At 41.4% G+C, this 20,239-nt stretch carries 21 protein-coding genes; 6 read left to right on the plus strand and 15 right to left on the minus strand.

Annotation, left to right across the window (positions count from 1 at the left end; translation table 11 throughout):
• The first annotated feature begins 26 nt into the window (after positions 1–26).
• Positions 27–1,355 carry an exodeoxyribonuclease VII large subunit gene (gene xseA, locus FH971_RS14360; protein WP_140234785.1) on the plus strand — a complete coding sequence of 443 codons (1,329 nt, stop codon included), beginning with the start codon at positions 27–29 and terminating at the stop codon, positions 1,353–1,355.
• 126 nt (positions 1,356–1,481) lie between these two features.
• Here xseA and FH971_RS14365 read toward each other — a convergent pair whose 3' ends face one another.
• Positions 1,482–2,159: a YiaD family glycine zipper/OmpA-like lipoprotein gene (locus FH971_RS14365; protein WP_137226436.1), complete on the minus strand. Its 678-nt coding sequence runs from the start codon at positions 2,157–2,159 to the stop codon at positions 1,482–1,484.
• A 125-nt stretch (positions 2,160–2,284) separates the two neighbouring features.
• Positions 2,285–3,166 carry a choice-of-anchor H family protein gene (locus tag FH971_RS14370; protein ID WP_140234786.1) on the minus strand — a complete coding sequence of 294 codons (882 nt, stop codon included), beginning with the start codon at positions 3,164–3,166 and terminating at the stop codon, positions 2,285–2,287.
• 305 nt (positions 3,167–3,471) lie between these two features.
• Here FH971_RS14370 and FH971_RS14375 point away from each other — a divergent pair, with 305 nt between their 5' ends.
• The 4 genes from FH971_RS14375 (at position 3,472) to FH971_RS14390 (ending at position 7,430) form a co-directional block, all read left to right on the plus strand.
• Positions 3,472–3,813, plus strand: coding sequence for a PepSY domain-containing protein (locus FH971_RS14375; RefSeq protein ID WP_240778322.1), 342 nt, complete (start codon positions 3,472–3,474; stop codon positions 3,811–3,813).
• A 3-nt stretch (positions 3,814–3,816) separates the two neighbouring features.
• Positions 3,817–4,500, plus strand: coding sequence for a response regulator transcription factor (locus FH971_RS14380; RefSeq protein WP_140234787.1), 684 nt, complete (start codon positions 3,817–3,819; stop codon positions 4,498–4,500).
• Entirely contained in the window at positions 4,493–5,818 is a 1,326-nt protein-coding gene (locus tag FH971_RS14385) for an ATP-binding protein (RefSeq protein ID WP_137226433.1), read from the plus strand. The genes FH971_RS14380 and FH971_RS14385 overlap by 8 nt, the downstream gene beginning before the upstream one ends.
• Positions 5,819–5,960: 142 nt before the next feature.
• Positions 5,961–7,430, plus strand: coding sequence for a DUF3300 domain-containing protein (locus FH971_RS14390; protein ID WP_167496032.1), 1,470 nt, complete (start codon positions 5,961–5,963; stop codon positions 7,428–7,430).
• A 66-nt stretch (positions 7,431–7,496) separates the two neighbouring features.
• Here the strand turns inward: FH971_RS14390 and FH971_RS14395 are convergent, their stop codons facing one another.
• The 7 genes from FH971_RS14395 to FH971_RS14425 form a co-directional block, all read right to left on the minus strand.
• Entirely contained in the window at positions 7,497–8,900 is a 1,404-nt protein-coding gene (locus FH971_RS14395; protein ID WP_140234789.1) for an ATP-binding protein, read from the minus strand.
• Positions 8,901–8,968: 68 nt separating this feature from the next.
• Positions 8,969–9,628, minus strand: a complete 660-nt coding sequence (locus tag FH971_RS14400; protein WP_137226430.1) for a response regulator — start codon at positions 9,626–9,628, stop codon at positions 8,969–8,971.
• Positions 9,629–9,644: 16 nt separating this feature from the next.
• The gene (locus FH971_RS14405) at positions 9,645–10,541 is read right to left on the minus strand and encodes an FAD:protein FMN transferase (RefSeq protein ID WP_140234790.1); all 897 of its coding nucleotides are present in this window, start codon (positions 10,539–10,541) and stop codon (positions 9,645–9,647) included.
• Positions 10,542–10,597: 56 nt separating this feature from the next.
• On the minus strand, positions 10,598–11,896 hold the full coding sequence (locus tag FH971_RS14410; RefSeq protein ID WP_140234791.1) for a DUF3570 domain-containing protein: 1,299 nt from the start codon (positions 11,894–11,896) through the stop codon (positions 10,598–10,600).
• A complete protein-coding gene (locus FH971_RS14415) occupies positions 11,887–12,126 on the minus strand; it encodes a DUF4266 domain-containing protein (protein ID WP_167496033.1) in 240 nt (79 codons plus the stop codon). Before FH971_RS14415 ends, FH971_RS14410 begins: the two co-directional genes overlap by 10 nt.
• Positions 12,127–12,130: 4 nt before the next feature.
• Positions 12,131–12,640: a TlpA disulfide reductase family protein gene (locus FH971_RS14420; protein ID WP_240778324.1), complete on the minus strand. Its 510-nt coding sequence runs from the start codon at positions 12,638–12,640 to the stop codon at positions 12,131–12,133.
• 130 nt (positions 12,641–12,770) lie between these two features.
• Positions 12,771–13,337: a cytochrome b/b6 domain-containing protein gene (locus tag FH971_RS14425; RefSeq protein ID WP_140234792.1), complete on the minus strand. Its 567-nt coding sequence runs from the start codon at positions 13,335–13,337 to the stop codon at positions 12,771–12,773.
• Positions 13,338–13,473: 136 nt separating this feature from the next.
• Between FH971_RS14425 and FH971_RS14430 the strand changes: the two genes are divergently transcribed.
• Entirely contained in the window at positions 13,474–13,875 is a 402-nt protein-coding gene (locus tag FH971_RS14430) for a hypothetical protein (RefSeq protein WP_140234793.1), read from the plus strand.
• A 16-nt stretch (positions 13,876–13,891) separates the two neighbouring features.
• Here FH971_RS14430 and FH971_RS14435 read toward each other — a convergent pair whose 3' ends face one another.
• The 6 genes from FH971_RS14435 to ispG form a co-directional block, all read right to left on the minus strand.
• On the minus strand, positions 13,892–14,101 hold the full coding sequence (locus tag FH971_RS14435) for a DUF3565 domain-containing protein (RefSeq protein WP_140234794.1): 210 nt from the start codon (positions 14,099–14,101) through the stop codon (positions 13,892–13,894).
• 157 nt (positions 14,102–14,258) lie between these two features.
• Complete coding sequence (gene der / locus FH971_RS14440) at positions 14,259–15,725, minus strand: ribosome biogenesis GTPase Der (protein ID WP_137226424.1); 1,467 nt, start codon at positions 15,723–15,725, stop codon at positions 14,259–14,261.
• A gap of 103 nt (positions 15,726–15,828) precedes the next feature.
• A complete protein-coding gene (gene bamB, locus FH971_RS14445; RefSeq protein ID WP_140234795.1) occupies positions 15,829–17,064 on the minus strand; it encodes an outer membrane protein assembly factor BamB in 1,236 nt (411 codons plus the stop codon).
• Positions 17,065–17,076: 12 nt separating this feature from the next.
• Positions 17,077–17,697, minus strand: coding sequence for a tetratricopeptide repeat protein (locus FH971_RS14450; protein WP_140234796.1), 621 nt, complete (start codon positions 17,695–17,697; stop codon positions 17,077–17,079).
• A gap of 26 nt (positions 17,698–17,723) precedes the next feature.
• The gene (hisS, locus tag FH971_RS14455) at positions 17,724–18,998 is read right to left on the minus strand and encodes a histidine--tRNA ligase (protein ID WP_137226421.1); all 1,275 of its coding nucleotides are present in this window, start codon (positions 18,996–18,998) and stop codon (positions 17,724–17,726) included.
• A gap of 98 nt (positions 18,999–19,096) precedes the next feature.
• Positions 19,097–20,212 carry a flavodoxin-dependent (E)-4-hydroxy-3-methylbut-2-enyl-diphosphate synthase gene (ispG, locus tag FH971_RS14460; RefSeq protein ID WP_140234797.1) on the minus strand — a complete coding sequence of 372 codons (1,116 nt, stop codon included), beginning with the start codon at positions 20,210–20,212 and terminating at the stop codon, positions 19,097–19,099.
• Positions 20,213–20,239: the final 27 nt, after the last annotated feature.

Consider the following 20,239-nt stretch of genomic DNA (forward strand, 5'->3'; position numbering starts at 1 on the left):
TTATTAACGTTAGAATGAGAACTCTCATGAGTGCCACAAAAAACAATGTTTACAGTGTGTCGCAATTAAATAGCGAAGTGAGGCATATTCTTGAAGGTCAAATCGGCAAAATTTGGCTAAATGGTGAAATATCAAACTTTTCGGCACCCAGTTCAGGACACTGGTATCTCACCTTGAAGGACGCTCATTCACAAGTTCGTTGTGCGATGTTTAAGGGCCGTAATCAATCGGTACGCTTTAAACCTATTAATGGCCAACAAGTATTAGTAAAAGGTGCAATCAGTGTTTACGAGCCACGTGGTGACTATCAGTTGCTGCTTGAGTCGATGCTGCCTGCTGGTGATGGGTTACTGGCACAAGAATTTGAAGCATTAAAACTTAAATTGGCTGCTGAAGGTTTATTTGCATTAGAAACCAAACGCCCTATTCCTGATAACATTCAACGTATTGGGGTGGTGACATCGGCAACTGGTGCGGCACTGCGAGATATATTGCATGTATTAGCTCGTCGGGATCCCTCTATCGAAGTGATTGTGTACCCTACTCAAGTGCAAGGTGCCACGGCCAGTCAATTAATCTGCCAAGCGATTGTCGCTGCAAACCAACGCATGGAAGTCGATGTTCTGTTGCTTACCCGTGGTGGTGGTTCATTAGAAGATTTATGGTGTTTCAATAGCGAACATTTAGCTCATGCTATTTATAACAGCGCCTTACCGATTATCAGTGCTGTCGGCCATGAAATAGATACCACCATTAGTGACTATGTTGCCGATGTTCGCGCGCCAACGCCATCCGCAGGTGCAGAGTTATTGTCAAAAGACAAAGGCAATAAAGCAGAAAAATTGGCGTTGTTGTTATCGCGTATGCAACAGGGCATGAAACATTACCAATTACAGCAGTATGGACGATTAACTCAGTTATCACATCAACTGCAACGCCATGAGCCACAACGTAAACTGCAACAATTTGAACAGCGTTTTGATGAAATGCAAATGCGTTTAGAAAATGCCTTGCAGCATAAGCTCAGCCGGTTAACCCTACGCCACCAGCAATTACATAATCGCTTGCAGCAACGATCGCCGATTAATACCCTAACCTTGGAAACAAATCGATTGTCTTACCTGCAAACTCGTTTAGTTGATGTAATACAGCATAAATTAACTCAATCAGAGCAAAAGCTGACTAACGCAGCACATCAGCTTGACACCGTAAGTCCGTTGGCCACATTAAGTCGTGGTTATTCAATAACGAAAGACAATAATGGCAAAGTATTATTTGATGTTGCCACTGTAAAATCGGGTGATGAAATTAACACTCAACTTGCACAAGGCAATTTAACCTCGATAGTTAAATAACTAAATAGCTATGATAAGTCGTGGTAAACACGCTACATAGATTGGTTAACGAGCAAATATAATCATAAAAAATGGCACTAAGTGAATCAATCACTTAGTGCCATTTTTGACTTAAATTATAGCGAACTACTTGCCTATTGGCGTTAGCACTATTTCTACGCGGCGGTTTTGAGCTCGGCCACTTGCGGTAGCATTGCTTGCTATTGGGCTAGACTCACCCATGCCAGTAGACGATACGCGTGAACCACTGATGTTTTGGCTAGTGAGATACTGTGCAACTTCACTTGCTCGTACTTGAGATAAACGCAAGTTGTAAGAATCAGAACCCGAACTGTCGGTATAACCAATCACGTTTAAGCGAGTATCATCATATTCTTTAGCAACTAATACAACACTGTTTAATACTGATTTAGCACGTGAACTTAAGACAGTTTGATCAACGGCAAAGGTCACTTCATTGGGCATATTCAATACAATAGTGTCACCGTTGCGAGTCACACTCACACCCGTTGAACTGAGTTGTTTACGAAGCTCCGCCTCTTGCACATCCATATAATAACCAACACCGCCACCGACAGCAGCACCTGATGCAGCACCAATTAACGCACCTTTACCGCGATCGCTTTTACTTGATGAGGCAACACCAATGACTGCACCTGAAATGGCACCAATAATGGCACCATTAGTTGCTTTAGCATTTTCTGATTCGCCTGTATAAGGATTAGGTAATTGGCAACCAGATAACAACAGCGCCGAACCAATTAATGAACTGCATAACAATGATGCATTTAACTTTACTAACATACTCACTCCTAACGACTTATCCCTAATGAATAAGTCAAAACTGCCAAAATCAAAACAAAAAAACTGATAAAATCAAAAATAGGCATTCTACCGTAGTTAAGACGTAGATAAGTAAAAAAGTTAGGTTATTTTTTATTAATCAAACGTCTACGAAACCCTGCAACCATCATTAATAAGCCAGCAGTTAACCAAGACAACGCCCCACCTGAATGTTCTGTTTCGATATAAATCTCTTCTACATAAACCGCATCACGATCACTACTTTCAAGCGGCAAAGCATAAAGAGCATTGGACTCATCGCTGCTAATGGTCGCCACAGGATCGGCATAACCCAACTCATACAAATCTATTAATACATCATAATGATCGGTTTGATAACCGCTGGCCAAGGTTGTAAGCACTTCGTAATCATCATCGCCAGAATTAGAATACAAACTAAAAACGTCAGTAGAGTAATAATGGATCCAAGGACCACCGTCTTGGCTTAAATATAACTCAGCAAATACATCGCTCTGAATATCACCGGCACTACTATTAATATCAGCATCAAAAGTCACACTAAACGTTTGATGAAAACCGTCATAATCGTTGTCTTCAAGTAAAAAAGAGTCGGCACCATAGAACGAGAAATCATAGTAAACCACCTGATTTTGCTGAGCCAAAACCCGCTGTTGCTGGCTTTCTTTAGTCGTTGCCTCTTTTTGATGCAAAGCCATCATTTGTTCACGAGTCACTTTTTGAGTGATTGCCGCACTAGCAGATAACACCGTTGCTTGCTGGTGCAGTTCTGCCACTCGCTGTTGAGTTTCAGTGTCTGAACTGATTGCTGAGGAATCAAGCTGGCGCGCTTGGCTAAAGGCTCCAATCACTTGGCTGGTAGCAACTTCTGCACTGAATACCGCACTAGAGCTTAAGCCTAACGCACAAGCAACACATAAACTTAATCCCAATGTAAACGGTTTACGACTTGGGGCTATGTTGATCATCTTATTCGAATGTTGTTTCATGGTTATTCCTCACAACCGTAAATGTTGCCATCATTAAAGCCCACTCAAAATGAACACAAGCTGAACATCAACTCCGCAGCATGATTCAACACCCAATAAGGTAACTAATAAGCGCTATTCAGTTAATGTTCATCTGTTAACACGTATACTGCACTGACAAAACATCCAGACAATGGTTAGTTTGAAATAAAGCGGTTTATATCGACTTATCACTTCTCTATATACGGAGTTGAGCTTAAGTAGATGTTTCTATATAGAAAGGGATCTTTTACACTGGTGATAATAAGGTTATTAGGATTAATACAATGCAGCGTATGCTCAAGCTCAGTGCCACTCTATTAGGCTTAATATTAGTGATACCATCACCCAGCTTTGCTGGTACTTCGCTGGTGTCTGCATTAAGTTCATCTGCAAGGTTACAGCTTGTCCCAGGCCCTAAAAATAATCGCCAAGACAATAATTTAGTCGTGACCAGTTCACAACAAGCCATTCAAATGGCCAAACGCAGTTATTCAGGCAAAGTGTTAAAAGTACAATCAGCTAACGTCAACGGACATCCAGGTTATCGAGTTAAATTACTCACCAATGATGGGGTGATTTTTTATGTGTCAATTGATGCCAGCAATGGATCAGTCACAAGGAACTAGCCCATGAGATTATTACTGGTCGAAGATGATTTAAACTTGCAAGGTAATATCAAACAGCATCTTATTGAAGCGCAGTATACTGTTGATGTCGCTAGCGATGGTGAAGAAGGTTTATTTCAAGCACAAGAATATCAATACGATGTGGCTATTATAGATGTTGGTTTACCTAAGCTCGATGGCTTGTCATTAATCAGCCAATTGCGTGAGCAAAATATCAGCTACCCAATTATCATTTTAACCGCTCGAGACAGCTGGCAAGACAAAGTGGTTGGATTAGATGCTGGCGCTGATGATTATTTAAGTAAGCCGTTTCAACTAGAAGAATTAGTCGCCCGTATCAATGCGTTAATTAGGCGTTCAGTAGGAAAAGCCAGTCCGGTGATCCAAAACGGTCCCTTTAGTATTAATACCCGCAGCTTAGAAATTAAAAAAAATCTCCAAAGCATTAATTTAAGTGGTTCTGAATACAAATTATTTGAATACCTAATGTTACATCCGGGTTCAGTGCATTCAAAAAGCAGTTTAATTGAACACATTTATGATCAAGATTTTGACCTAGACTCTAATGTGATTGAAGTGTTTATTCGTCGCTTACGTAAGAAGCTAGACCCAGACAATCAATATCAACTAATCGAAACGCTACGCGGCCAAGGTTATCGACTGCGTCAATTAGATCAAGATGCATAAACTACTCAACTCACTTAAAGTCCGCATTGTTATCAGTGCCTTATTACTTATTTTGGTGTTATTGCCCATTATCGGCATAACCGTAAACAATGCCTTTGAAAGCCAAATAAATGTTGCAGCAAAAAACCAATTAAAAGCTTATGTTTACTCTGTTTTAGCCATGGCTGAAGTAGAAGATAACCAATTACAAATGCCAACTCATTTACTTGAAAACCAGTTCAATGTAATTGGTTCAGGTCTTTATGCGTTAATCACCAAAGATAGTCAGTTACTGTGGAGTTCCAATTCATTTCTCGGTCTAAATACTCCGATTAACTTACCCAAACCCGTAACCGGTAGAAGTACATTTGACTCGATATTGATTAATGACAAACCGCAATTGATATACAGTTTTAGCGTGAGTTTTGCCACCAGCGAACAGCCTTTTACGATGACGTTGCACATTATAAAAGACCAACAAGAATACCTACAACAAATCAAAAACTTCTCTAATACCTTGTGGACTTGGCTACTCATTTTAACCGCCTTGCTCGTTATCGTGCAGCTCAGCTGGTTACTATGGACCCTAAAACCATTAGGTCAATTTAGCCAAGAACTCAGTGCAGTAGAACAAGGTAATTCGATGCAGCTAAGTACCCATTACCCAGTGGAACTGCAAAAAGTGGCTCAACAATTAAATACCTTATTACAAACCGAACAAAATCAGCGTAAACGCTACCGCAATGCGTTAGCCGATTTAGCCCACAGTTTAAAAACACCTTTAGCGGTAATCCAAACTCAAGCTGATTTAAGTGAAACCTCGACAGAACAAATTAATCGCATAAACCAAATTATTGCCTACCAACTAACCCGAGCCCAAAGTGCTGCTGGAAGCGCTTGGCATTTAGGGGTTAATGTTGACAGTATTGCCGTTAGATTAGTGAGAACCTTGAGTAAGATATACCAACATCAAAATCTCACCATTGAGTATCACCCTAACAAACAAGCCCGCTTTAAAGGCGATGAAGCAGACTTAACAGAAATGCTCGGCAACGTGCTCGACAATGCCTGTAAAGCCGCTAAAACAAAGGTAATATTAACCCTTACACAGCAAGAAAATCAGCTGTGTATGTCGATTGAAGATGATGGTGAAGGTATTCCTTCAGATAAACAGCAACATATTTTTGAACGTGGGATCCGTGCTGACACTTACACTCAAGGCCACGGGATCGGACTGGCAATCGTCAGAGATCTTGTCGACAGTTATCACGGTAAACTGACGGTAGGTCAATCGGCATCATTAGGTGGTGCCAAATTTGAATTTACTTTCCAACAGTAAGCGCCTGCTTTAGGTTACCGCAACGCAATATTTTTCTAGCTTAGTACTCTACGTCGTGAATTACAGTCATTAGCCTTCAGCTTATGTTCATCTTCGACTCGTTATGATGGCCTTAACAGTCATCAATGACACTGGAGATAACATGAAAAAAGCCATTCACTTACCAGCTAAAGCGATACTTGCCTTAGCCTTGGTCTGCATACCATTAACAAGTGTGCAAGCGGCGCAGCCAACAGAGTCATACACATATACCACCGAAGATGAAGTGGTTAGTGATGCTGAATTAGCCCAAATGCTCGCGCCCATCGCGCTATATCCAGACAGTTTATTAACTCATATCTTAATTGCGTCTACTTATCCTTTAGAAATTGTCCAAGCCAAACGTTGGTTATCAAGCCAAGGTAATAACGACACAAACCAAATAATGACAGCAGTAGAGACACAAGACTGGGACCCAAGCGTAAAAGCCTTGGTGGCTTTTCCTAATGTTCTCGATCGTTTAAATGATGATTTAGCCTGGACACAAAGTGTAGGCGATGCATTTTTACAAGATGAAGGCCGAATGCTAGACAGTATTCAAACCCTAAGACAACAAGCTGATGAAGCCAATAATTTGGCCAACCTTGAGCAAGTAAAAGTCACGCGAGTTGAACGCAGGATTATCATTGAATCCGTTCGTCCAGAAATCATTTATGTGCCTTATTACGACAGTCGTATCGTTTATGGTAACTGGCGCTGGAACCGTTACCCGCCAATTTATTGGAATGCACCAGCTTATGTGCATTATCGCCCTAACCACAGTGCCATTTATTGGAACAGCGGAGTACGCATTAGCTTTAACTTCTTCTTTAGTGGTTTCCAGTGGCATGACCGCCGTGTGATTGTGGTACCTGTACGTCAACACTATCGTTACTACACGCCACGTAAAGTAAGTTACAGTAATGGTGCCCAACATTGGCAACATAAACCTAAACATCGCAAAGGGGTGGCATATCGCAGCCAGGTGATCAGCAAACGTTACAATGGTCATTATGAAAAGCGTAATCAACCAGTGAGTTATTCACGTGAGCCTAAACGACAACTAACCAATGAAACACGTCATAACGCGACTAAGGTGAACAATGACAAACTCAGCGAGAAAGCAGTGGTAAGAAGTGTGAACCGCAATGACCAAGCGAAACACAAAAGCACCCAGTTAAAACGCGAGTTAAGTCAGCAACGTCAACCGACTACAAACACTAAGTCATTTGATCGTAAAGGTGAGCCAATAAAATCAAGCTATAGTCGTCAACGCGATGTTGCCAAAACTAACCCTAGAAATGAGGCAAAATCAGTAGTTAATGTAACAAGTAAGCCAGGTACACAAACATTACAACAAGCTCAGCGTAACACCCGAGTTGAAAAAGCGCGTCAACCGCAAGTTAACCAGATGCGCAGTCAACAACAGCAAGTTAAGCAAACTAGCAGGAGTCAACCGCAAAAAACGCAAGTTCGCTCAACGACTAGATCTGCGCCTCAACAAGCTTCACGCTCAGTGAGCAAGCAACGTGATAGTTCATCATCACGCACTAGCCAGTCAAGGGAAAATAAGTCGTCGAGAGAAAGACAGTAAACAGATAGCAGATAAAAACAATATGAGTCGATAACCTTTCTCATGTTGTTTTTATCGATTTAAAGCCTATGACTGTGCTCGAGGTAATACGATACACACATCCAGTCCATGAGGTTGTACCCGACTAAAAGTCAGCTCGCCATGATGTAAGCTGATAATGTGCTGACAAATAGACAATCCTAAACCCGCACCTTGTGAGGTGTTTTCATCGACACGATAAAATCGATTTTTGGCTAAAGCAATTTCCTCATCTGACATACCGCAACCTTGGTCAGCCACACAAATCATAGTCTGTTGATCGTCCTGAGTAACCTTAATGCTTATCAATGATTCTGTAGGGCTATATTTACAGGCGTTTTCTATAATATTTTTCAGTACTAATTCAATGTAAAACGGATCGACATTGATGATCATATCTTTAGGCACAACGATATACCACTCGTAATCGGCAATGATATGTACTAACTGATTTATCACATTCTCTATAATATTCTGCAGCTTACAATCGGTTTTATTTAACGCCTCAATGGCATCAACTCGTGATAATAACAACAACTGCTCTACTGTATGGCTAATACGATTTACCCCCTCGCCTATAGCTTCAATGTAAGGCAAAGTAGCTTGCTTAACGTCTGGGGATTGACTGCTCAGCACGTCACTTAAACCGTCGCTGTGTAACTTAATAATGGCTAATGGGGTTTTAAGTTCATGGGCTGCATCGGCACTAAAGCGACGCTCACGGATCATAGTCTCGCTAATACGCAGTAGATAGCTGTTAAGCGCTTTTTGGGTTGATGCTAATTCCGTCGGTAAAGTGAAATTAATTGGGCTTAAGTCTTGGGCAGGACGCTTGTCTAAATGTCGCTCTAATAACTTAACTGGTTTAAATAAGTAATAGGTTAGCACCAACATAAAAAACATCATGATGGGGGTAATGATTAATGGCGCTCGCCAAGTGTTGCTGATGATTAATGACACTAACTCTTGCCTAACATCATCACGTTGTGCAGTAACAATCCATACCTGATGCGGCTCAGAGAAAAAACTGTACACATGCCATAATTCACGGTCAATTATACGAGTATCATAACCGGGGTTAAAAGTGGTTAATTGCTGCTCGCCAGAACTGTCAGAATACGCCAGTATCTGCCCGGTACTAGACAATAATTGAAAGGATAATTTGTGTTCATAAGACAAGGTATTAGGATTGGCTTGCTCAGCAAATGTTTCAATTTTCGAATCGTCAACATGAAATAAGATCGGCTGAGAGATCAATTGTGCCAACTGGTCTTCTGTAAGCTGATCCACATAAAACTGTTCAAGCATTTTAGCGGTTTGCACCATTTGTGCGTCAAATAACTCTTCAACTTCATGTTTGGCATCACGGGTGCTTAATATGCTCGAAAAGGTCACCGTGAGTACAATTCCCACCAGCATGATCAAACTTAATAATAATCGTAACGAAAACATAATATCCTTATTGCATTAAGTTCATCAATTTACTGGTAAGTATACAGAGCCCAATAGACCCAAATAAATTACACTATCTCATTTAAAATGTAACCGATGCCACGTACGGTTTTAATTAATTCAGTGGCGGTTTTTTTACGTAAATGATGTATATGCACTTCTATCGAGTTACTGCCCACTTCATCCCAACCATAAGTTAACTGCTCTAACTGATTTCGGGTTAATACACGCCCTGCCGATTGAGCGAATTCTAACAATAGTTGATATTCACGCCGAGAAAGTGAAATAAGTTGATCGCGAAAATGCACTTCACAGCGAGTGAAATCAATCGTTAATGCCCCATAACTGAATTGGTTATGGTCTAAACCATGTTGACGACGAATAATCGCCTTTAGTCTGGCAATCAGCTCTCTTACATCAAAAGGTTTACTTAAATAATCGTCGGCGCCAATATCTAAACACATTAAGCGGGTGTCAAAATCAGTGTTTGCGGTCAACACAATAATGGGTAACGAGATACCGTTTTTGCGCCACTGTTTTAATAAGTCCGCACCATTACCATCGGGTAAACTAAGATCCAAAATAATTGCACTAAAATCTTCATTGTTTAAGGCAACTTGAGCTTGATGAAATGATGCTAAATGATCAACCTGAATGCCTTCTTTAGCTAAGCTCATGACGATACCTTGCGCTAAAAGCTTATTATCTTCTACTAATAATACCCGCATTCATTATCCTTAATCATTAACGAAACACCTTAAAGTCGACACCTTGTTGCTGTAAAAAATCTTCCGCATCCGGTCCTTTTAACATCGACATAGTGGCTAACATGCCTGCCATAACACAATTTGGCGCCAATACTGTCACAGACAATGGTGCCAGCTCTATGGGGTAACCTGTTTTGGGGTTAATAATATGCCCATAACGTTTACCATCTACCTCAATATAGCGGCGAGTATTACCACTAGTGGCTAATGCCCCTTGGCGAATGGTTAAAAGTGCGGCGGCGTTATCAAGCTTATGAGGGTTCTCAATCCCCACCTGCCAACCATCACTTTTGATAATAGGGCAAGCAATATCACCACCAAAGTTGACTAATACCGAATGATTTGGCCAACGATTCACTAAAGTTTGTGCGGTGCGATCAACCGCATATTCCTTACCGATACCGCCAAAATCGACACTCATGTCTGCTGGCATACAAACGCTGTTGTCAGTTAATGCAATACGAGCAAAACCCACCTTTAACATGGTTGCATCAATCTCAGTTTGTAACGGCACACCATGGCTACCATCAAAGCGCCATAGCGCAATTAATGGACAAGCACTGATATCGAATGCCGATTCACTTAATTGAAAACATTGTTGAGCAAATTTAAATAAATGCACTGTTTCGGCATCGATCGGTGTGGTTTCACCTTGGGCATGGTTTAACTGCCACACCACGTTACCTTCAATAAAACGACTGAATTTATGTTCTATACGCTTTGCTTCATCATAAGCAATGTTCAGCATTTGCCTCGCTATGTGCTCGTCATCAACCGCCATTAATAATTCACACGGACTAGCCATAGCGCTAAATGAACCTAAAAAGCCCCAAGGACGAGGCTGTAAGCTCATCACCTTTGGGGCTTTTGACATTGTTTTGATTGGTTCAAGCAAATTAAATTACTCTGTTTATTGATGATACGTTCATCTTAAAACGAATAACTCACTTGAGCTACTATCGCCTTCACAGAAGGAAATAAATCGTAGTTTTGTAGCTGACCAGGTATCTCAGTGCCATTATTTTCAGGATTTTGCTGATAATACTCAATACGATAACTTAGTTCATGGCCACCAGATAAATGCTGACCAAATTTAAGCCCTATGGTGTAAGCCGTCATATCACCAATGCGATAATCCGCGCTGGCATATTCAGGTATTGCATCGCCACTCATCAAAAATGGTTGATAAAACTCAGCGGCTTGCTGCTGGTAATAACGTAAGTGCAATTGTGCGTACATAGTTGGGCTAAAATTATAGCGGTAATGCGTTTCTAAAGTATGCGATTGAATCTCCCAATCATCAGTACTATAGCGATATGAAAAATCAACTACCCCTGAATCCAATGCACCTTTGGTGAGTAAAAATACACTGTGTTTAAGACGTGAGTCTGGACGATTCTCGTAACGGTAGGATTGAGTTACACCATTAATATCAACTTCACTTAAGATTTTATATGGATCAGTCATGTAGCCTGACACACTTGATAAACCATAATTAGCTTGCATCAACCAATTACGATTAATAATCTGAGTCACACCAAACATAATATCGCTAGTTTGTTTAGTATCATCACCGGCTAAACGAGTTTGATCAAAGGCCGCTTGATAATCGGCATCGTTGTCATAATTGCCACGAAACACCATTTCTGACATTGCAACAGGGCGACCGCCAACGGGATCGACAACATCATTGGTAAAGGCACCCGATAACGACAACGTAGTATTATTTTTATTAAAACTACGCTCAAGGCCGCCATTAATACCCATGGATAAATAATCAAATTCTTTCGAACCATATACACCAATATTACCGGTCCAATCTTGATTGATCACTTCTTGCCAATTAGCGCTTAACTGAACGCGAGTATCATGAAAAGTATCGTCCAGCGGAGTATCACCAGCAGCAACTGTGTATTGTCCATCACCCGATGGACGAGTAAAGGTTTGGCTTTCAGCTTGAGCGACAGCACCTGAAGCCGACGCACCAGTTAAGCTGTCGACAACGATCTTCATATCCAATAGAGATGTATCACCAAAGGCTTTTTGTACGTTACCTATGGCTTCAGTAGCTTGTACACGGTCTTGCTCGCCATAGTACATAATGGCAGCATCTACCTTCCAATCATCATTGGCAGGAATAGGTTCTGCAGCATTGGCCTGTTGGCTCAATAAACTACAACTTGCTAACGCCAATGCACTGGCAATACTTTGCTTAGATGTTAGTTGCATCCACAACCTCCGCCCGCTAATGAACGACCACCACTGGTGCCTTCTTTACTAAAATAAATATGATCATCTAATGCGAGATCGAGTTTTTCACTATTCAAAGCCATATCGGCACGAGCTAATTGGTCTTTTTCCCAAGGCTGTACACCTAGGCTAGAACATCCAACCAAACTACTGGCAATAGCTAATGCCACTGCAGCCTTGGCAAAGGGGTGATATAACGCTTTTGTCATGAATTTACTCCTGTAACAACATTTGGATTTCTTGCTCGTAGGCGGGAATGTTTTCGGTAAAAAATCCCATATGAGTTTGGACTAATTCACCTTTACGATTAAACAAAAAGCTACTTGGCATACCTTGTAACTCAAATGCTTGGGCAATATCACCTTCAGGGTCAAAACGAAGATTAAATTGTGCTGGCAGCTTGCTCAAAAACTCATGGGCTAATGCGGTATCAACATCAAGATTAATGGCTACAACCTCTAAACCTTGCTGTTGATATTTAGCCTGGATGGCATTCATCCACGGAAATGATTTACGGCACGGAGCACACCAAGAAGCCCAAAAATCAACATAAACAACTTTACCGGCAAATTGCTGTAAACTGACCGACTGCCCTTGCTGATCCATCACCTTATTATCTAATGATGGCGCGGCTTGAGCCGTTATGCTTAGTCCAAGCCCTAAAGCCAAACTAAATGCAGCAACGTTAAACTTCCCTAAGTGTGAAAATAACTTCTTTAACATTATATTTCTGCCTAATGACTTAATAGACAATAAAGTAAGTTATCAATCTTAAGGTTTACTTAAGTAACGAAACTGAGCAAACTAAATAGCGAGTTAGAGCTACTATTACCCTAACTCATTAACAGGGAAGCTACCCACCAATCATCTTCGATACTAAGCCTTTTTCGTGACCCGATTCGGCCACTAAAATGCCAGCCAAATGTAAACTAATAAAAGGGATGAAATACCATAATGCCAACTTATGAATTGTCTCAGCCTGTTGTTCTATAGCTTCAGGACCAAACTTGAGTAACAAACCTGTTATTACCGATAACGCTACGCCAGCATAAAACACCCAATACACCCATGCCTGAAACTTTTGCTTGGTTGTCGCTTGGGGTGAAAATGGTGATGGATAATGCAGACCAAACTTAGCCATATAAATAAACCGTGCTGACACAAATACGCCGACAGCATAACCAAAATAAATGTGCCACTGGAACATAACACCACGAATACTTTTAGCTATACTCACAGCTTGCTTGTCGGTAATCATCACATCGATTTTCGCTAAGCCTTGATGAATGATGGCGGCCATATGGTTTTTCTCCATCCACCCAAGCCTTAATAATACAGTTAATAACATTACCATCATGGTCAATGCCAGCCCCCAATGAATGAGTCGATGAAGTAGCGGATATGTAGTCTGTGTTTGCATAAAAACCTCGATAGGATTGCGATGATGGGGCCATTATCACGCCAAAATCTTAACAATCACTTATGAATAACAATAATCGAAAAATAATCTAAAACATGACATTATGACGATAAAATAACGATGAACGGAATCACACATGACTCATTTTTTTCAAAAAACTCGGCCGGTGGCATTATTCCTCGCAGGGATAGGCACGTCATTAGGCGGACTTTATACCTTATTCCCGCAGTGGGCAGTCGAAAATCTTAATCAACTAACCCATCAGCCCAGTGACACGATATTTATTCAGCACTGGGGATTTATGGTATTAATGGTGGGATGTAGCTTTTTTATTGCGATGGTGCGTTCTACTTGGATAAAGCCGCTATTTTGCATTGCGCTCATTGAAAAGCTGTTTTTTGTTAGCTTGGTATTGAGTCATGCCAATCAAGATTTTGTCGATGGGTTTTGGTTATCAATGGTAATGGACAGCATGATATGTACTTACATTGCCGCGTATTTATGGTGGTGTCGAGCCACTGGTGATTTAACGTCTTAAGATAGGTAAACTCAATTTAACCGAGACTATCTGGCGGTGCCGCAACATCGCATTTTTTACAATTAAGAATCATCCCCAATTGTTGTTGCCGACCTTCTACCGTCGTCACCCAAGGACGAACTGTCCAAGGTGGATTATGGCGCACATGTTGAAAATGGCCACAGCCTAATTCAGCGACCCAATGATGTTCTTCATCCAGATGATAACCGGCAATTTTTTGCTGCATGGTGTTTTATCCAATCTTGACTCTATGGCACTGCTTCAGAATGACTCATATTAAAGAGCTACCCTCTTGGGCGAGACACCTACAAAAAAGCCTGAACAAGTCAGGCTTTTTGAGCAATAAATAACGTAGTTTAATACTACGACATTCCAATACTAAGTTATTTAGTACGATCGCGGATATGACTTATTGAGCGCTTACGACGACGCTCCTGACTGACGGTCAATTTCTCAGTTCTGCCTTCAAACGGGTTAGCACCTTCATGGAAACGTAACTGAATTGGTGTACCAACCACTTTTAATGAACGACGGAAGTAGTTCATCATATAGCGCTTATACGAATCAGGTAGCTTCTTAACTTGGTTACCATGAATAACCACAATTGGTGGATTATAACCGCCAGCGTGAGCATATTTAAGCTTCACACGACGACCATTAACCAATGGTGGTTGGTGATCATCTTGCGACATTTGCATCACACGAGTAAGCATTGATGTACTCACACGACGAGTAGCACTGTCGTAGGCTTCTTCAATTGACTCATATAAGTGACCAACACCAGTACCATGTAATGCTGAAATAAAGTGAATACGGGCAAAATCGATAAAACCTAAACGGCGATCAAGTTCGCTTTTAACACGGTCTTTGACTTTTTGATCAATACCGTCCCACTTATTTATCGCAATAACTAATGCACGACCTGCATTTAAGGTAAAACCTAATAAACCAAGATCTTGTTCTGCAATACCTTCGCGCGCATCGATAACTAACAAGACTACGTTAGCATCTTCCACTGCTTTCAAGGTTTTAATTACCGAGAATTTCTCGATAACTTCATTTACTTTACTGCGACGACGAACACCTGCTGTATCAATTAATATATACTCTCTACCTTCACGAGACATCGGAATGTAAATACTGTCACGGGTGGTACCTGGTTCATCATAAACAACAACACGTTCTTCACCGAGGATACGGTTGATCAGTGTTGATTTACCCACATTAGGCTTACCAATAATAGCGAGCTTAATGGGTAAGTTTTGTAAACGTTCTTGTTCCGCTTCAGCTTCTTCTTCAGTATATTCACGTTCAACCTGCTCGCCTTCTTCGTCAAGCTGGCGAACAATACCCATAGCTTCAGCATAAGGCGTTAACGCATAGTCAATCATGTTAGTGACACCACGACCTTGCGCCGCTGCCATTTGATAGACTTCACCTAGACCTAAAGACCAAAACTCACCACAAGCAGAATCGGCATCAATACCATCAACTTTATTAGCAACAACAAAGGTGACTTTGTCACGGCTACGTAAATGCTGAGCAATCGCTAAATCGGCAGCCGTCATACCCGCACGAGCGTCAGTCATAAATAATACGACATCAGCTTCTTCAATCGCGGCCAATGACTGTTCAGCCATTTTGGTTTCGATCCCTTCTTCACTGCCATCAATACCGCCAGTATCAACAACGATAAACTCGTAGCCAGCTAAGAATGCACGACCGTATTTACGGTCACGTGTCAAGCCAGGAAAATCAGCGACTAACGCATCACGAGTACGAGTAAGACGGTTAAATAATGTCGATTTACCGACATTGGGTCGCCCAACAAGGGCCACTACAGGGATCATGATTTTGCCTCTAAAAAACTTTTCAATAAAAAGCCCCCGGAACACTTCCAGGGGCTCTAGTAAGGACATTATACCTTAATTAACGCAACAATAGTGCTAGCACTTATTCCGCATCAGTTTCGGTATCTTCCTCATCATTCATTTGCTCTTGTTTGTTCAAGGTAACAATTGCAACTTTACCGCTGCGACCTTGAACATAAATTTTCTCACCTACCACTAAAGGCTGACCATATAGTCCATCGCTATCAACTTGAATGCGGCCAACAATTTTGCCACTATTGCGGTCAATAAAATGCAAGTAACCTTCAAAATCACCGACTACAATATAATTATCTAACACTGCAGGAGAAGTTAATTCACGATTTTGAAGTTCCGTATTACTCCATAACTCTAAACCATTACGGCGATCGACAGAGTAAATACGGCTATGATCGTCGACTAAATATAGGCCAATGCCTGCTGCAGCCAACTCATTAAAGCTTGAATATTTACGCGACCAAACCACACGACCGCTGCGAAGCTCCATTGAGACTAAATTACCATTGTAACTAGCAACATACAGATTTTCACCCAAAATTAATGGCGTCATATCAATATCAGCCATACGGGTAAACTCATTAGCACCTGCTGGAGTAAAAACAGCTTGTTCCCAAGCAGCTTGGCCATTAGCTTTAACTACAACGGCAACTTTACCATCTGCAGTGCCTACAAAGAAACCGCCTGCTTCATATGCCGCAGAACCTGTACCTCGTAAGGTAAGGTTTGGCAGTTGCATTTCATATGTCCATAACTTTTCACCGTTATCGATATTAAATGCTTCAAATGCGCCTTTACTGGTATTCACTGCAACAACATCTTCTGCCACTGTGGGTGCCGATAATAACTCACCATTAGCTTGTGCTGACCACACAACGTCACCCGTTGCTTCATCAAGGGCGACTAATAAACCAGTTTCACCACCAACAAAGACTTTATTACGTGCAGCTGTAACACCAGCCGCTAAACGAATACCTTTAGTTTTGGTTTTAAGCTGCTCTTTAAAAGCATCATTAAAATCTTGTTTCCATAACTCATCACCCGTTGTTTCGTCAAATGCAACGACAACACCACTGCGGTCAGCAACAAACAATTTTCCATAACGAACCGCAGGACGAAGCTGCGAGTAATAATCGCCTACACCATCGCCTACGCTAGTGTCCCAGCTAATTTCTGGAAACACGGTTGCTTGAATATCAACAAGTTCAGTTACAGGCTCTTCTTCAACATCACTTGAAGAACAAGCAGACATAAGAGCAACACTTAACCCAACGGCAAGTAGATTTTTACACCACGACTTCATCGGCTAAATTCCTTATGCCTTGTTTAGATTGTCTAACTTCATGGTCAACGCTGGACTGGTTAGTGCACCACCATTATCCACTGCTGCTTGATAAGCTAATTTGGCTTTATCCAAATCACCTTGACGCACTAAAAAGTCGCCTTTTAATTCTTCACGTTGTGAAGAAAATGCTTTATCAGTCACTTGCTCTAGTGTGGCTAATGCCATACCTAAATTGTCTTGTTCAGCTTGAATTCGCGCTAAACGGATCATCGCTACCATACCTAAACCAGAACCAGGTTCTGCGGCAATCACTTTAGTAAATGATGCTTCTGCTTTCGCTAAATCACCAGCTTCCACTGCTGATTTAGCAACCATCAGTTCGAGCAACGATTGATAACCTTGTGAATCATGTTCAGTTGCAAAACTTTCTGCCTGAACCAATAACGCTGCAGGATTAGTCGATTGCGCCACAATAGTCTGGAATGACTCTGAAGCATCTTCAGCGGCGGTTACTTTCATATCGGAATAAGTATTCCAACCATATAGACCACCAAGGCCTACTACGGCACCAATGACTATAGAAGCACCATAATCTTTCCAGAACTGCTTGATAGCATCTACTTGTTGTTCTTCTGTGCTATAAATTTCCACTTGCACTTCCCCTTTAAAATCAGTTCTTAAATCAGTTCTGCTATTTTAGCTACGAGTTCAGCACGCGTAACCAATAGTTGTTCGTTGTTTGTTCTTAACGGCTTAATAGCGACTTGATTATTGGCTATTTCGTTTTCACCAATGATCAACGCAAATTGTGCACCACTTTTATCAGCGCGTTTCATTTGCTTTTTAAAGTTACCACCACCGCAATGGCTCATGACTTTAAGCGTTGGCAACTGTTGACGCAACTCTTGAGCGACTTTAATCGCTTCAATTTCGCAATTATTACCCATTGCTGTGACATAAACATCCACTTCGGAAGCTATATCATTGGTCAGCTCAAGGGTTTCAAGCAGGAGCACAATGCGCTCAAGTCCCATAGCGAATCCAACTGCCGGTGTATCTTTCCCACCAAGTTGGCCGACTAAACCATCGTAACGTCCACCCGCCAATACGGTACCTTGAGAGCCCAAACTAGTGGTAACCCATTCAAATACAGTACGGTTATAATAATCTAAACCACGTACTAAACGTGAATTAATGGTGTATTGGATGCCTACAGCGTCTAAGAGTTCACACAAAGTTGAAAAATGTGTCTTGGAGTCTTCACCCAAATAGTCCATCAACGCAGGTGCATCGCCTAAAATGGCCTGTACCTGTTGATCTTTACTGTCTAACACTCGCAATGGATTTGAATACATCCGGCGTTGGCTATCTTCATCGAGTTTGTCTTTATGTTGCTCTAAAAAAGCAATTAAGGCATCACGATAAGCAGCGCGCTCCGCAGAGTCTCCTAGGGTATTTAGTTCTAATGCGACATGTTCTTTAATGCCTAACTGGTCCCATAAACGGGCAGATAACATTAAGACTTCAGCATCTATATCGGCACTGCCGATACCATAGACTTCGACACCAAATTGGTGGAATTGACGATAACGACCTTTTTGTGGTCGCTCATGACGAAACATCGGTCCCATATACCATAAACGCTGTTCTTGGTTATAGAGTAAGCCGTGCTCATTACCTGCGCGCACTGTTGAAGCAGTCCCTTCAGGACGCAAGCTTAAGCTGTCACTGTTACGGTCTTCAAAAGTGTACATTTCTTTTTCAACAATATCAGTAACTTCACCAATAGAGCGCTTGAAAAGATCGGTACTTTCTACAATAGGGGTACGAATTTCGCTATAGCCAAATGCACTTACGGATGAACGCAATACAGCTTCAACTTTTTGCCATAAAGGACTTTGCGTTGGCAGAATGTCATTCATGCCGCGAATAGCTTGGATTTGCTTTGCCACTGTTAACGGGTCCAATGTTTGAATTAGCTCGCGCTAATAAAATGTAAATATGCCTTCAACATCCACAAGGTTTACGTTGCGATGCAAAGGATTAATGATTATTCGGTTTTGTCGGTAATCGCAATACGATTGGCCATCATACTCGCTTTTGCACGGATTTTAGCTTCTAAACCATCGATAATGTTTTTATTGTCAAAGCGCTCTTTTTGACGCACTCCGTCATCATAATAACCGCTCTTGGCATAACCACCCGTTAAGCCGATATCAGACACTAATGCTTCGCCTGGGCCATTGACAACGCAACCAATAATAGAGACATCCATTGCGGTAGTAATATCTTCAAGACGACGTTCAAGTTCATTGACGGTACTAATGACATCAAACTCTTGGCGTGAACAAGAAGGACAAGCAATAAAGTTAATCCCACGACTACGGATCCGTAAAGACTTTAAAATATCAAAACCGACTTTAATTTCTTCAATTGGATCGGCGGCTAATGAAATACGTATAGTATCGCCAATGCCTTCAGCCAATAACAAACCTAAACCAACAGCGGATTTGACAGAGCCGGCGCGCAAGCCACCCGCTTCTGTAATACCCAAATGTAAAGGTTGGCGAATTTGTTTCGCAAGTAAACGATATGATTCAACGGCAAGGAAAACATCAGAGGCTTTTACGCTGACTTTAAACTGATCAAAGTTCAAACGGTCTAAAATATCGACATGACGCATTGCTGATTCTAATAATGCTTCTGCCGTTGGTTCGCGATATTTGTCCATTAAATCTTTTTCAAGCGATCCGCCATTAACGCCTATACGGATAGGTATATTTTTATCACGAGCACACTCAACAACACTGCGAATACGTTCTTCATTACCAATATTACCTGGGTTAATACGCAAACAATCAGCCCCATATTCAGCCACTTTAAGCGCTATACGGTAATCAAAATGAATATCAGCAACTAACGGCACATTGACAGACTGCTTAATAATCTTAAAAGCTTCAGCTGCATCCATCGTTGGCACAGAAACACGGACAATATCTGCACCGACTTTTTCTAATGCACGAATTTGCGCCACTGTGGCTTCAACATCAGTGGTTTTAGTGTTGGTCATCGATTGCACAGCAATCGGTGCACCATCGCCAATAGGCACGTTGCCCACATAAATACGTGTGGATGGTCTGCGAATGATTGGGGATTCGTTATACATGCAAATATGCTCTACTGATGTTGCTAA

Origin of the sequence: Shewanella polaris, from assembly GCF_006385555.1 — a bacterium.
Classification (GTDB): Bacteria; Pseudomonadota; Gammaproteobacteria; order Enterobacterales; family Shewanellaceae; genus Shewanella; species Shewanella polaris.